This window comes from Christiangramia sabulilitoris (assembly GCF_007050985.1).
In the GTDB taxonomy this organism is placed as follows: Bacteria; Bacteroidota; Bacteroidia; order Flavobacteriales; family Flavobacteriaceae; genus Christiangramia; species Christiangramia sabulilitoris.
In genome coordinates, this window is the sequence record NZ_VHSF01000001.1 from 216,904 (window position 1) to 229,969 (window position 13,066).

At 36.6% G+C, this 13,066-nt stretch carries 14 protein-coding genes; 7 read left to right on the forward strand and 7 right to left on the reverse strand.

What is annotated here, in order from left to right; all coding sequences use genetic code 11:
* Positions 1-44: 44 nt before the first annotated feature.
* The gene (locus FGM01_RS00935) at positions 45-2,030 is read left to right on the forward strand and encodes an aconitate hydratase (protein WP_143409245.1); all 1,986 of its coding nucleotides are present in this window, start codon (positions 45-47) and stop codon (positions 2,028-2,030) included.
* A 66-nt stretch (positions 2,031-2,096) separates the two neighbouring features.
* Here FGM01_RS00935 and FGM01_RS00940 read toward each other — a convergent pair whose 3' ends face one another.
* The gene (locus FGM01_RS00940) at positions 2,097-2,396 is read right to left on the reverse strand and encodes an HPF/RaiA family ribosome-associated protein (protein ID WP_143409246.1); all 300 of its coding nucleotides are present in this window, start codon (positions 2,394-2,396) and stop codon (positions 2,097-2,099) included.
* Between the two features lie 190 nt (positions 2,397-2,586).
* On the opposite strand from FGM01_RS00940, the gene FGM01_RS00945 reads away from it, so the two are divergent.
* The 4 genes from FGM01_RS00945 to FGM01_RS00960 all read left to right on the forward strand — a co-directional run bounded on the left by FGM01_RS00945 (position 2,587) and on the right by FGM01_RS00960 (position 6,410).
* Positions 2,587-3,063, forward strand: a complete 477-nt coding sequence (locus tag FGM01_RS00945; protein WP_143409247.1) for a nucleoside deaminase — start codon at positions 2,587-2,589, stop codon at positions 3,061-3,063.
* A gap of 84 nt (positions 3,064-3,147) precedes the next feature.
* Positions 3,148-4,023 (forward strand): formate/nitrite transporter family protein, encoded by an 876-nt coding sequence (locus tag FGM01_RS00950; protein WP_143409248.1) that lies wholly within the window; start codon positions 3,148-3,150, stop codon positions 4,021-4,023.
* 73 nt (positions 4,024-4,096) lie between these two features.
* Positions 4,097-4,312 (forward strand): hypothetical protein, encoded by a 216-nt coding sequence (locus FGM01_RS00955; RefSeq protein WP_143409249.1) that lies wholly within the window; start codon positions 4,097-4,099, stop codon positions 4,310-4,312.
* A gap of 160 nt (positions 4,313-4,472) precedes the next feature.
* Positions 4,473-6,410 (forward strand): tetratricopeptide repeat protein, encoded by a 1,938-nt coding sequence (locus FGM01_RS00960; RefSeq protein ID WP_143409250.1) that lies wholly within the window; start codon positions 4,473-4,475, stop codon positions 6,408-6,410.
* A gap of 41 nt (positions 6,411-6,451) precedes the next feature.
* Here FGM01_RS00960 and FGM01_RS00965 read toward each other — a convergent pair whose 3' ends face one another.
* Both FGM01_RS00965 and FGM01_RS00970 read right to left on the reverse strand, forming a co-directional pair.
* Entirely contained in the window at positions 6,452-6,901 is a 450-nt protein-coding gene (locus tag FGM01_RS00965) for a hypothetical protein (RefSeq protein WP_166435168.1), read from the reverse strand.
* 185 nt (positions 6,902-7,086) lie between these two features.
* On the reverse strand, positions 7,087-8,277 hold the full coding sequence (locus tag FGM01_RS00970; protein ID WP_143409252.1) for an acyl-CoA dehydrogenase family protein: 1,191 nt from the start codon (positions 8,275-8,277) through the stop codon (positions 7,087-7,089).
* A 176-nt stretch (positions 8,278-8,453) separates the two neighbouring features.
* Here FGM01_RS00970 and FGM01_RS00975 point away from each other — a divergent pair, with 176 nt between their 5' ends.
* Entirely contained in the window at positions 8,454-8,801 is a 348-nt protein-coding gene (locus tag FGM01_RS00975; protein WP_143409253.1) for a DoxX family protein, read from the forward strand.
* Between the two features lie 8 nt (positions 8,802-8,809).
* On the opposite strand, the gene FGM01_RS00980 is transcribed toward FGM01_RS00975, so the two are convergent.
* The 3 genes from FGM01_RS00980 to FGM01_RS00990 form a co-directional block, all read right to left on the reverse strand.
* Entirely contained in the window at positions 8,810-9,175 is a 366-nt protein-coding gene (locus FGM01_RS00980; RefSeq protein ID WP_143409254.1) for a DoxX family protein, read from the reverse strand.
* A 139-nt stretch (positions 9,176-9,314) separates the two neighbouring features.
* Entirely contained in the window at positions 9,315-9,815 is a 501-nt protein-coding gene (locus FGM01_RS00985; RefSeq protein ID WP_143409255.1) for a peptide-methionine (S)-S-oxide reductase, read from the reverse strand.
* Positions 9,816-9,829: 14 nt separating this feature from the next.
* Entirely contained in the window at positions 9,830-10,261 is a 432-nt protein-coding gene (locus tag FGM01_RS00990) for a PepSY-like domain-containing protein (RefSeq protein ID WP_143409256.1), read from the reverse strand.
* A gap of 133 nt (positions 10,262-10,394) precedes the next feature.
* Between FGM01_RS00990 and FGM01_RS00995 the strand changes: the two genes are divergently transcribed.
* A complete protein-coding gene (locus FGM01_RS00995) occupies positions 10,395-10,853 on the forward strand; it encodes a GNAT family N-acetyltransferase (RefSeq protein WP_143409257.1) in 459 nt (152 codons plus the stop codon).
* A 67-nt stretch (positions 10,854-10,920) separates the two neighbouring features.
* Here FGM01_RS00995 and FGM01_RS01000 read toward each other — a convergent pair whose 3' ends face one another.
* The gene (locus tag FGM01_RS01000; protein WP_143409258.1) at positions 10,921-13,029 is read right to left on the reverse strand and encodes an elongation factor G; all 2,109 of its coding nucleotides are present in this window, start codon (positions 13,027-13,029) and stop codon (positions 10,921-10,923) included.
* Positions 13,030-13,066 lie beyond the last annotated feature (37 nt).

Genomic DNA, 13,066 nt, shown 5'->3' on the forward strand with positions numbered 1-13,066 from the left:
TTTTCCTACAAAAGTGATTAATTTAATGATTAAAACTTCCAATTATGTCAAAACTGAATGTCACTCAAAAGCTGATCAAGGAACACCTTTTAAAAGGTAATATGGAACCGGGAAAAGAGATTGGTATAAAAATAGACCAGGCGCTATTACAGGATGCCACTGGTACATTGGTTCAGTTGGAATTGGAAGCAATGGGCTTAAAAAAAGCCCAGACAGAAGTTGCCGTGCAATATGTAGATCATAACCTTTTACAGACAGATTTCAAAAATGCCGATGATCATTTGTTTTTGCATTCTGCAGCCCAGCGTTTTGGCTTGTGGTATAGCAGACCTGGAAATGGAGTGAGTCATCCCGTACATATGCAAAGATTTGGTAAGCCCGGCAAAACCATGGTAGGATCAGATAGCCATACTCCTGCGGCAGGGTCCCTTGGGATGCTGGCCATAGGTACCGGTGGACTTGATGTGGCTGCAGCTATTGCGGGGCAACCGTATTTTGTAAAAATGCCTGAAGTCATGGGCGTTAAACTAACGGGTAAATTGCCAGATTGGGTGAGTGCCAAGGATGTGATCCTGGAGATGCTCAGGAGATATGATGTAAAAGGAGGAGTAGGCAAAGTAATAGAATATTATGGGCATGGCCTTAATAATTTAAGCGCTATGGATCGCCATGTAATCGCTAATATGGGTGCAGAACTTGGAGCAACCACCACCGTCTTTCCCAGCGACGAGGAAACGAAAAGATTTTTAAAAGCCCAGGGCAGGGAGGAAGACTGGATCGAACTAAAGGCTGATGATGACTGTAAATACGATTATCATGATGAGATTATTTTAGATGAATTAATTCCGCTCATAGCCCTGCCTACAAGTCCAGGCAATGTAGTTCCGGTAAGAGAGGTTGAAGGCAAGGAAATAAGCCAGGTTGTGATAGGATCTTCAGCAAATCCGGGTTTGAGGGATTTTTGGATCGCCGGAGCAATTGTGGAAGGCAAATCTGTAAACAATGATGTCTCTTTTGATATTAATCCAACCTCAAGGCAAATGATCCAGAACATGATCGATAATCGAGCCTTTGCAAATTTAATCAAAGCAGGAGCTAGATTTCATCAGTCCGGATGTATGGGTTGTATCGGGATGGGACAGGCACCGGCATCTGGCACCATAAGTTTAAGAACCATGCCACGAAATTTTCCTGACAGATCTGGAACCAAAGATGACCAGGTGCATTTGTGTAGTCCTGAAACTGCAGCAGCATCGGCATTAACTGGAAAGATCACAGATCCAAGAGATCTGGAAAAACTTTATGATATGAAGTATCCTGTCTTTAAACATCCGGAGACAGAAATTATTAATACAGAGATGCTGGTAGCACCACCAGAGGATGGATCAAATATAGAATTGAAAAAAGGACCAAATATTAAATCACTGCCCTATATAGAACCGATGCAGGAAAAATACTGTGTACCTGTATTGCTGAAAATGGGTGATAATATCTCTACAGATGAAATTTTAAAGGCCGGAGCTGAAGTTCTGCCATTTAGAAGTAATCTTCCCGAGATAAGTAAATACTCCTACACGGTAATAGACGAAAGCTTTTACGATCGCGCTATGGAAGCTAAAACCACCCATGGTGGACATATAGTAGTTGCTAAAGATAATTATGCCCAGGGTTCCAGTAGAGAACATGCGGCAATTGCACCAAAATATCTCGGACAGGTAGCGGTTATCGCAAATTCCTATGCACGTATTGCCTGGCAGAACCTGGTTAACTTTGGAATTCTACCACTCGAATTTATTGATATTAAGGATTATGATAAAATAGACCAGGGCGATACCATTTACTTTAGAAATCTTCGCGATGATGTTAAAGAAAGGAATAATATAAAAGTCATTGTTAAAAATGATAATGGGAAGAAAGAAGAATTTGAAACTAAACATTCCATGAGTGACAGGCAGATAGATGTACTTCTAAAAGGTGGAATTATTAACGAATTTAAAGATAGACTGGAAGAAGAGGACCTGAAGGCTTAAACATTTTGAGCAGTTAGAAAAAAAAAGCCCTTTCATTTCTGAAAGGGCTTTTTAAATTAATTTGACCTAGTGGGTACTCATTTTAGATTTACGCTTACTGCATTGTCTTTCTATATCGCTTGTGGATTTAGCAATTGCTGCCTCAAAAGAATCTTCGTTAGATTCTGCAAAAATTTCAGGGCCCGGGGCACTTAATCTTATTTCTGTGATATACCCATTTGGTTTCTGATTTTCGTCTCTTTTAAAGAATACATTCGCTCTAACTACCCAGTCATATTTATTCTCTATTTTATCAAGTTTTTTCTGAGTTAAAGCTTCAAGACTATTGCTCTTGTCTATGTTTACGAATTCAAAAATAGCTTCCATATAAATTTCTTTTTATTTATTTAAATAAACTTATTTCTTTAAGGTTGACCAAGGCTCTTAGGGTAGAATTGGCAAAGTTTTAGGAGTATTTTTAGACTTTTAAGGTGATACCTTAAATTATAATTGAACGCAAGGTAAATAGTGTGAAAATTTAAACCAGGGATATATAATTGCTTATTTTTATTATGTTATGGAAACAAACAAATTACATAGAAAAATGATGGAACGGGCTATTGAATTAGCCCGGGAAGGTCGTGATATGGATAATGGAGGACCCTTTGGGGCAGTAATTGCCAAAGGAGATGAAATTATTGCCGAAACCAGGAATGAAGTTCTCTGTAAAGGAGATTGCACACAGCATGCTGAACTTAGAGCTATTCAAAGAGCATGTAGAAAATTAAACAGCCTGAATTTGAAAGGTTGTGTATTGTATACGAGTTGTGAACCCTGTATGATGTGTCTTGGCGCTGCTTACTGGGCAGATCTGGATTATATCTATTATGGAGCTTCTGCCGATGATGCTAAAGAATATGGATTTAAATACAGTGACATGTACTATAATTCAAATGCGGAAGAAAGGCATAGAGAATTTAGAATGTTCCAGATATCCAGGGAGGATGCAGTAGGCTTATGGGATAGTGTAAGTAGAAAGGAACTTAACGTATAAAATAAAAAGTTTAACTTTTAGAACCGAAGTGATGGCAATTGCTTCGGATTCTTTATTTTAAATAACGAAATATTTTTTGAACTAATGGGCCGGAATAGCGAAGAAAAAACCAAGAAAGAAAAGGAACAGCAGGAAAAGGTAGATGAAGAACTGGATAAATCTGGTAACGAAAATGATGATAATGCTAAAACCCATGGTGAGATTCTCCGGCAACAGATCATTGATGGGTGTGAAACCTTTGACAGAAGCCCAAGTAGTATACTTTTAAGCTCATTCACTGCCGGTCTAGAACTGGGTTTTAGTTTTCTTTTGTTATGCTCGGTTTTCAGCTTTTTTCAGGGTAGTGTAGAAGAAGAAACTTTATATAAAACCATTTCTTTCGTCTATCCGGTTGGTTTTATCCTGGTAATTTTAGGTCAGTCTATTTTATTTACAGAACAAACCTCGCTGCTCACTTTACCAGTACTTAGTAATAAAAGAAGTGTATCCAGTCTTTTAAAAATCTGGGGGATAGTAATAATCGGAAATCTTGCAGGAGGTATTTTAATTGGTTTGACCTTAACCTGGATAGGACCACAACTGGGATTATTCCAGACAGATGTAATTGCAAAGATTGGAGAACACTATGCCAGTTACGGAATTCTAACCATCCTGGTAAGTGCATTGTTAGCCGGGTGGTTAATGGGATTACTTAGCTGGCTGGTGACCTATTCCAGGGAAACTACTTCAGAAATAATCATAATTTATATAATTACTGCCGTCATGGGCTTTACAGGCTTGCATCATAGTATCATTGGAAATATTGAAATATTCTCAGCAATGTTGATCTCTCCCGAAATCGATTTTTTGAGCTATTTAAAAGTTCTGATTACAGCATTAATTGGTAATGCCCTTGGTGGAGCAATTTTCGTAGCCTTGCTTAAATACAGGGCTTTTGTATTCAATGTGAAATTGCCCTAATTCCATGTTAAATGAATTTTAATGTATCAGGTTGAGGTCGATGTAATTATTAAATTGAAGAAAAATTAAAACTATGTCTGAAGATAAAAATAACCAACAAGCCGATTGGCAAAAAAATTCAGGAAGATCTTCTAATTTCAACTCTAAAGATGAAGACTTGAAGAAAGATGGGGATGGCAACTTAAAGATCAGAAAAGAAAATCAGGGATTGAGCGAAGAAGAAAATGAAAGTATCCGGGAAACTCTCGATTCGCTATCTGATGAAGATAAAAATGAAGAAGAGGAATAGATTGTGATTGAATATTAATTAAAGATCTGATGCAAACGCCATCGGATTTTTAATTTTTGTTAAGTTATAGGTATAAATAGGGGGGAGGCACTTAGTATAAATCTGTATCTTTATTGGAATTGAGACTTCTATTCGACTGTAAATTACAGATTTATCAAATATGAGATTGAAAGAATTCCTGAAAGAATGCCATGACAAAGGCGTCGTCAAACTGCTGTCCATATATGTGCTCTCGGGTTGGATCATTCTTCAGGTTTTATCTGTAATCCAGGATCCACTAAGTCTACCTTTGAAAACGATCACTTATTTTATAATTGCCCTACTGATAGGCTTTCCTGTTTATATCTATATCATTTGGAAATTCCAGCTCGAACCCAGGGAGAAAAATCCTGGTAGATCACATAATTTCCAAAGGATGTATTTTACCGGTCTTGGAATAACTGCTTTCCTGTCTTTTATAATTGCATTTTTAATAGGCGCTAACAATTTTGTGGCACAGAATTTATTAGTGCCTGATCTTACAACAACAGAAAAAATTGCCGTTTTGGAATTCGGCAATAATACAGGTGATTCCAGGAATGAAATTCTGGGAAAAATGGCTGCAGACTGGATTGTACATGGTATTAACTCTACGCAGGTCGCAGAGGTGATATCTCCTGAACTTGTTACTTCTTATGCTTCAATGATCTCAGATCAACCACCTTCTGCAGATAAAGAATTTATCAAGAGATATTTTAAACCGGCAATGATTATCTCTGGTAATTTTTACAGGGAAGGAGAGAACCTTATTCTTCAATCCCGGATACTTAATAGTGAAAACGACGAAGTCGTCATAGCCTTTAAAAAACAGCAATGCGATATAAATAAACCGCTGGAATGTATAGAAAATCTAAAACAATTGATCTTGAGTTTTCTTGCCACAAACCAAGATCCCGATATTAATCTTCAGGAAGATCCACCAACTTTTGAAGCTTATCAATACCTGCTAAATGCAAAAACTCTGGGTAATAATTCAGATAAATATCTGGAATTAATTAATCTGGCAATTGAAGCAGATGCAACATATTTTGAACCTAAGGTTTTAAGGATAGCACATTATTATAATAAAGGGGATTATAAGACTGCAGATTCGTTGAGAAAAGCAATAGACGAAACTATTTATAATGATAAGCGGCAATTAAATTTATTAACTCTTTATAAAAGTTTACTGGAAGGTAACAACCGGAAGATCTTCACAACAATGATGAAAGAATATGCCTATGCACCTTATGAGTTGGGAAGTAATTCCAGTGCCATGGTGATAGCCCTGCAATTTGTAAACAAACCGGAATTGGTAGATACCATTTACAACCAAATCGAAAAAAGTATAAATGACCTGGAAAATTGCCAGGAGTGCAGGTCCCGGATTTACATCAAAGCTCTTGCAGATATTGAATTAGGTAATTATCAGGAGGTTATTAAATTAATGCAGCCCGTGGTAAAAAATTCAGATTTGGAATATTTACAGAAACCATTATTGGTGGCATTTATACGGTCAAATAACGAAGAGGAACTGGAAAATTATTTTTCAAATAAAAAACCAGGCCTGGAACCTGAAGTTCTTCAATCGCTTTACCTGATGGTTGCCAGGGAATACCTTTTACAGAATAATAGCGAAAAGGCCAATTTATATCTTAATAGAATTATTAATACTAAGGTTGCAAAAAATCCTGGTTTAATGGCTGAAGCATATTTTTTGCTTGAAGAATATGAGCAGGCATTTTCTATCTATCGGGAGATAATTTCCGAAGCACCTGAAAATATTACAGCGTTGGGAAGATTGGCCATAATCTCATCCAGATTAGGAGAAAAGGATAGGTCTCAGAAATATTTAGAAAAATTAAATTCAATTAGAGGAAATTACCAGTACGGCAGCATAGATTATCAGATGGCCATATTTCATAAAATGGAAGATAACTGGGATAAAACCTATGAATTTCTACTGAAGTCTATCGCCCGGGGAAACACCTATACTTCAGATAATTTTCAAAATGATCCTCTCTTACTGGATTATAAGGACAGGCCTGAATTTAATAAAATACTAACCTATTGGCATTAATAGAATTTTATCGGGGAAGTGAATGTAATGCTAACAATCTCTCATTGGGCAGGTAAATTTCCTGTAAATGCTAGTGCCTCTTTAAGGTCTGTAAAATGCTTAATTTCACCTTCTTTATAGAAAAGTCGTTCTATCTTGATATTGGTAGTACCGGTCCATCCATGGGTAACTATACAAAAACTCCTAAATTTTCTATTCTGATTAAAGAATTTGAGCCAATCCTGGGCAACTACAGAATAATCATACATACGGTTAGAAATATAATTCACATGAAGGTCTTTCCCGTAAACTTTTTCAGCTAAAGCAATTACCTGTTTTGCTAATTCCCAGCCAAAAGTAATTCCTTCATTTAATTCGGCTACAATGGTGTTTTCTAAAAATATAAAATCCCCAAAATCGAGCTGATGTTTCTGAAGAACATCTTTAGAAGGAATTATATTTAAAACCGAATTAGGATGAATGGCCACGTGAAAATCAATATTAGAGCACAAAAATAACATCTAATTATCTAATATTCATTTTATTATGAATTATAAATACCTTTCTTATTTTATCACTCCAGGATAAAACCTGTCTAAAGCGTATGGAAAAGGGGGAGATTTTATATATAGCCTATTCTTCATATAAATTATTCTATTTTACATAATATAAATTATAGTTCAAACAGGTTGTTTATTCAAGAGGAGTTTATTTGTTTATTATCTTTTAATTTAGCTGTAAGTTCCCTGAACAACCCACGAGCGATCAATACCTTCATTATTTCATTGGTACCGGCATAAATTCTGGCAGCTCTGTTATCTGCATACATTCTGGCAATTGGATAATCCAACATATACCCATAACCTCCAAATAACTGAAGACATTCATCTACAACTTTATTATGCATTTCTGTTGTTGAATATTTCGCTATGGATGCACTTTCAGTACTGAGTTTATTTTCTGAAAGTAATTTTGTACATCGATCTATGAAAGCCTGATGTATTTGCAACTGGCTGGCGCACTCTGCCAGTTTAAACTGAGTATTTTGAAATAAGGCAATTGGCTGCCTGAATGCTCCCCGTGTGGATGTATATTCAATGGTTTGTTCAATAGCTCCCTGAGCACCACCAATGGCATTTAAAGCCACTATTAATCTTTCTCTGGCTAATTCCTTCATCATAATTTTAAATCCGGAACCTTCTTCTCCAAGCAAATTTTCCTTCGGTACCATAACGTCATCAAAGAATAATTCACATGTATCCTGGGATTTCATCCCAATTTTCTTCAAGGGAAGGCCTTTTTGGAATCCCCTGGATCCGCTTTCAACTATTAATAAGGAAACCTTATTATTGATCTTGACTGCTACAATTGTCATATCGCTCATATAACCATTTGTAATAAAGGTTTTTTGGCCATTAACCAGGTAGTGGTCGCCTTTATCCTGAGCATGTGTTTTTATCGCTTTTAGATCACTTCCACAGTCTGGTTCGGTCATACCCAGAGAGGTGATCATTTTCCCGGCAGCCATTTGAGGCAGATACTTTTTCTTTTGGGTCTCAGTACCATATTTAAGCAAATATGGAGCAATAACATCTGAATGTAATGAAAAACCCGGCCCGGAAATTCCTTTTCTGGCTAGTTCTTCTATGAATAAAGCATTAAAACTAAAATCTAAACCGCTCCCACCATATTCTTCTGGTATATCAATACATAATAAACCTAATTCACCTGCTCGTTCCCATATTTTCCGACTAACCATTCCATTTTTTTCCCATTCATCTAACTGATCCATTATTTCATTTTGGATGAAATCCTGAATCATTTTTTGTGTCATTAAATGCTCTTGAGTTGAATATATCTCACGTTCTATTAAAACATTCTGTAACATACCGGTTGGTTTTAAATTTGAGCACTATACAGGACCCTATGAAATCAATACTTTATTTAGAATTATACCGTATTTAAAGAGTAAAAGAATATATTAAGTGAAATTCCTGAAGCTTTAATTACATTCTTTATGCTTTGGTAATTTTAGAATTTAATCAGGCTCATCCTTTTTGTAATATGACATTTCTTACTTTTTTGGTAATCTTCTCTTCAGGCTCCTTTTTATTTTTTGGAGTCAGCTGTTTTTTTACAGAACATATGCGAAATGAATTTATTCGGTATGGTCTTGGAAAGCAGCTAAAACTTGTCGGCTCTTTGCAAATTGCAGGGGCAATTGGTCTTGGCCTGGGATATTTGTACCTGTTAGAATTGAGTATTCTGGCAGCCTCCGGTTTAATGGTATTAATGATTCTCGGCTTTGGAGTACGTTTAAAGATCAGGGATACTTTTCTGCAGTCTTCTCCATCTATACTCTATGCCCTGATAAATGCTTATATCGCACTCAGCCTGTATAACGCACTTTAAAATTCCAATTAGACGACAAAAACTATTAACAGGCATAGAATTAAAAACAATAATGCCGGAATCGATTTTTTAAGAGGATCATTTATTTTAATATGCATAAAAACAGATCCTGCTAAAAGAAAAGCCAGTCCAAGAGCTGAAGGATTAACAAGTTCAGGATACCAGATTCCCGCGATTAATGCAATTGCCAGGGTGACCTTGAGAAATCCAATTAGATATAAACTCCATTCAGGCATGCCATAAACGGCAAATTCTTCTTTTAAGGTAGTGGCATTTCCACCCCGCCATTGTGTACTTTTATTATATTGAATGAGCCATACATTAAGAATACTTAATCCTACAATTAATTGTAGTGCAATTGATATGTAATCCATTTTCCCTGTTTTTTGAAGTAATATTAATCCTAATCTACTAAGATTATTTCGAATTGTATGGCATGTAAAGGGATTAATTGAGAAAACCTGCCGGTAAATCTAATTTTTGATACGAATTTTATAATATTTTAAGATTTGATTAGCCTATCCCTTTTTTAAAATGTTCCTCGAATTCATTCCTCAGTATTTTTAACTTCGGTTCAATATATGTTTTACAAAATGGTCTTTCCGGATCTGTCTTATAATAGTTTATTATTTCTGGTCTCGATGCTTTGAAATCTTTGATTCTGATTGGCCTGGTAATAAGTCGATCTTCTGTTTGTGAAGTAAAAATTTTAAGTATTTTCTCTACTTCCCGAAACTGTTTCTGATCAAAAGTATATACTGCAGAAAGATATTTAGATCGCATACTGTGATTGGAGGTGCTTTTGTGTGAAGAAATATGAACCTTAATTAAAGTTTTCAGACTTATTGAATCGGGATCATAGCGAACAAGTACACCCTCATAAAATTCCTCTGGCGCCTCCCTGGTGGAGATATATCCCTGTCCTACCTTCTCCACTCCTATTAAAGATTGAAAAACCGCTTCGGTACACCAGTGACATCCCCCGCCAAATCCTATTTTAATTAACTTTGACATCCTGAATATGAGTTTTACTCATTCATTTCTGTCCCGTCCTTCCGAAACATTATATCTTTATTTTTACCCTTTTGTTTAAATTCAACATCATAGAATTCCCCTTTTTTAGCATTCAGAACATGTTCTACCTCCGTAATCTCAAGTTTTGAATATTTTTCCCTGATCACCTTTTTGATTGCATCTGGCAGATTTTGTTTTTTAATATCATTTTCGGTTTCTACCCATGTACCATCAGCTTTAAAATCTGCTCTGTATTTCTCACCTTTCTTTTTAAAATGTGATTCCCAGTACCCATGATCATCTTTTTCCCAGTCCGGGTCATCCTCACCAGGGTATTTTTTCTGAAAAGAAACTTTAACGGCTTCTGGTACATCCTCTTTCTTTTTCTGACAACTAAGCATTCCGGATATCAGGCATATTACAGTCAAAAGTGAAATTGTTCTCATAATATATTTTCTATAAAGCTAATCATGACTGTTTTGAATAAGGGCTAATGAAATCATAAATTTGAAATTTATCACCCTAAAGGTTTTAATATTAAGCATGTATAAATTAAATTAAGGTTTATTTTTAAAGGCAATGATCAAATTAATCAAGACGAACTCAGAAAATGGAGATTTTCAGGAACTGGTTAAAATGCTTGATTCATACCTGTCGGTAACAGACGGAGATGAACATGAGTTCTATGACCAATTCAATAAACTGGATAATCTGGACCAGGTCGTTGTCCTGTATAAAGAAAATGAGCCGGTAGCATGCGGAGCTATTAAAGAGTTTGGTCCTGGTGTTATGGAAGTAAAAAGAATGTTTGTTAAACCGGGATTCAGGAATAAGGGTTACGCCAGTAAAGTTCTGAAGATTCTTGAGTTGTGGGCTATGGAACTGGGTTATAAAAAGTGTATTCTGGAAACAGGATTAAGACAGGTGGAGGCAATTGGCCTGTATCACCGCAACAATTACAAAGTAATAAAGAATTACGAACCGTATAGCAACAGGCCCAATAGCAAATGTTTTGAAAAGGTTCTCGCTCAACCTTAAATTTAAAATTAAAACAGTTCATGTCTGTCTTAATTTGTTGTTATTAATAAACAACATACTCCCTGCGCTATTTCTCTAAATCAACTAAAGTCTTCTGAATATTCCCTGGTACGGGTTGGTAAGACGCAAAATTGGCCTTAAAAGTTGCTCTCCCCTGTGTCTGGGATCTAAGGTCTGTGGAATAGGCATGCAGTTCTGATTCCGGAGCCAGACATTTGAGAATCTGAAAATTCTCTCTGCTCTCTATTCCCTGAATAATAGCTCTGCGGGATTGTAAATCTGTCATTACATTTCCCAGCATTTCTTCAGGAACTTTAACGATAAGCTCAATAATTGGTTCAAGTAATCTAGGGTTGGCATTAAGGAAAGCTTCTCTAAAAGCATGGGCTCCCGCTATTTTGAATGAGATATCATTGGAGTCTACAGAATGCATCTTTCCGTCATAAACCATTACCCGCACATCCCTTATATAAGAACCGGTTAAAGGACCTTCTTCCATAACTTCCAGAATACCTTTCATTATGGAGGGAAGATATCGCTGATCTATAGCGCCACCTACGATACAGTTATAAAAAATGAGTTTTCCTCCCCAGGCAAGATCAATTTCTTCTTTTCCACGAATATTGAAACCCTCTGGTTCGCCTAATTCTTCGTACCAAGGTTCAATTTTCATATGCACCTGGGCAAACTGACCTGAGCCGCCAGATTGTTTTTTATGACGATAGTTCGCATTCGCTGAGCGTAAAATAGTCTCCCGGAATGCGATCTTTGGTTTTTGCCAGGTAACCTCGATATTGAATTGATTATTCAGGATCCATTCTACAATCGCCAGGTGAAGTTCACCCTGACAATTTATAATTAATTGCCTGCTTTCCTTAGCATAGGAAACAATTACCGTTGGATCCTGACTACTGATCTTCTTCAGAGCGTCACTCATTTTTTCTTCATCCTTATTATTCACTGCAGAAATTGCCATACTATATCTGGAATCGGGATATTGGATAGGCTTTAAAATAACTTCTGTTTCAGGATTACTTAAGGTGTCACCGGTTTCGGTTGCTTTTAATTTCAAGGTTGCGCCCATATCCCCTACCGTAAGCCTGGAGACTGAAATCCTCTCTTTTCCATCCATAATAAATAACTGGTTGAACACTTCTACTTCCCCGCTTCTTGTGTTGAGGAGCTTGTCATTAATGGTGACCTGGCCCCTTTTTACTTTAAAGAAGCTAACCTGACCCAAATTAGACTGATGCACGGTTTTATATATTAACAGGACACTCGAACCGTCGATTTCAGGTTTAATTTCACGGCCATCGAGACTTTGTTCAGGTCCTAAATCTGCTGCCGCGGGTGCAACATTATCTATAAATCCCATTAAGCGACCACTTCCCATATCACTAAGGGCAGAAATACAGAAAACCGGAAATAGTTCATGGTTCAACATCCCGGCTTTTATACCTTTTCTCATCTCATCTTCGGTAAGGGAATTGTTTTCGAAAAACTTTTCCAGCAATTCCTCATCATTTTCAGCAGCCTTTTCCACCAGTTCATTATGCAAGTAATCTGCTTTTTCCTTTTCCTCTACAGGAATGGATAATTTTTCTGGCTTCCCTCCTTCCGGAGAAAATTTATACATTTTCATTTTTAAAATATCTATGATACAATAAGAGCCTGATACGATGAGAGGATATTGTATCTGCACTACATTGTTGCCCACGAGGTTGTGGATACTTTGGAGACTTTTTTCGAAGTTAAAGGCGGGATGATCCAATTGATTTATGACAAATAAAGTAGGTTTCCGGTACCTGTCAATATAGTTCCAGATAATCTCTGTCCCCACTTCCACCCCATGCTGACCGTTAAGAATAGTAAGAACGGTATCTGCAACTCTAATAGAACTAATCACTTCCCCTATGAAATCATCAAGACCCGGTGTGTCGATGATATTGATCTTATAATTACGCCATTCGGTATAGAGTGGGGTCGCAAATATGGAGTTCCCCTTTTCATGTTCTACCTCATGATAGTCTGATACTGTATTCTTATTTTCGACACTACCTCGCCTGTTAATTAGTTTAGCTTCATACAGCATTGTTTCAGCCAACGTAGTTTTACCACTATTGTGAGCGCCAACAAAAACAACATTTTTAATGTGCTTTTCATCATATACCTTCATCTGTTGTTAGTTTTAATAACAGCAAAGCAGGTTTTTA

What these genes read in the sequence shown, in the direction of transcription:
- FGM01_RS00945 (WP_143409247.1), top strand. Translation starts at nt 2,587, where the DNA reads ATGGAAACAAACAAATTACATAGAAAAATGATGGAACGGGCTATTGAA.
- FGM01_RS00990 (WP_143409256.1), bottom strand. Translation starts at nt 10,261, where the DNA reads ATGAGAACAATTTCACTTTTGACTGTAATATGCCTGATATCCGGAATG.
- FGM01_RS00995 (WP_143409257.1), top strand. Translation starts at nt 10,395, where the DNA reads ATGATCAAATTAATCAAGACGAACTCAGAAAATGGAGATTTTCAGGAA.
- FGM01_RS01000 (WP_143409258.1), bottom strand. Translation starts at nt 13,029, where the DNA reads ATGAAGGTATATGATGAAAAGCACATTAAAAATGTTGTTTTTGTTGGC.
- FGM01_RS00980 (WP_143409254.1), bottom strand. Translation starts at nt 9,175, where the DNA reads ATGGATTACATATCAATTGCACTACAATTAATTGTAGGATTAAGTATT.
- FGM01_RS00960 (WP_143409250.1), top strand. Translation starts at nt 4,473, where the DNA reads ATGAGATTGAAAGAATTCCTGAAAGAATGCCATGACAAAGGCGTCGTC.
- FGM01_RS00955 (WP_143409249.1), top strand. Translation starts at nt 4,097, where the DNA reads ATGTCTGAAGATAAAAATAACCAACAAGCCGATTGGCAAAAAAATTCA.
- FGM01_RS00950 (WP_143409248.1), top strand. Translation starts at nt 3,148, where the DNA reads ATGGGCCGGAATAGCGAAGAAAAAACCAAGAAAGAAAAGGAACAGCAG.
- FGM01_RS00970 (WP_143409252.1), bottom strand. Translation starts at nt 8,277, where the DNA reads ATGTTACAGAATGTTTTAATAGAACGTGAGATATATTCAACTCAAGAG.
- FGM01_RS00985 (WP_143409255.1), bottom strand. Translation starts at nt 9,815, where the DNA reads ATGTCAAAGTTAATTAAAATAGGATTTGGCGGGGGATGTCACTGGTGT.
- FGM01_RS00940 (WP_143409246.1), bottom strand. Translation starts at nt 2,396, where the DNA reads ATGGAAGCTATTTTTGAATTCGTAAACATAGACAAGAGCAATAGTCTT.
- FGM01_RS00935 (WP_143409245.1), top strand. Translation starts at nt 45, where the DNA reads ATGTCAAAACTGAATGTCACTCAAAAGCTGATCAAGGAACACCTTTTA.
- FGM01_RS00975 (WP_143409253.1), top strand. Translation starts at nt 8,454, where the DNA reads ATGACATTTCTTACTTTTTTGGTAATCTTCTCTTCAGGCTCCTTTTTA.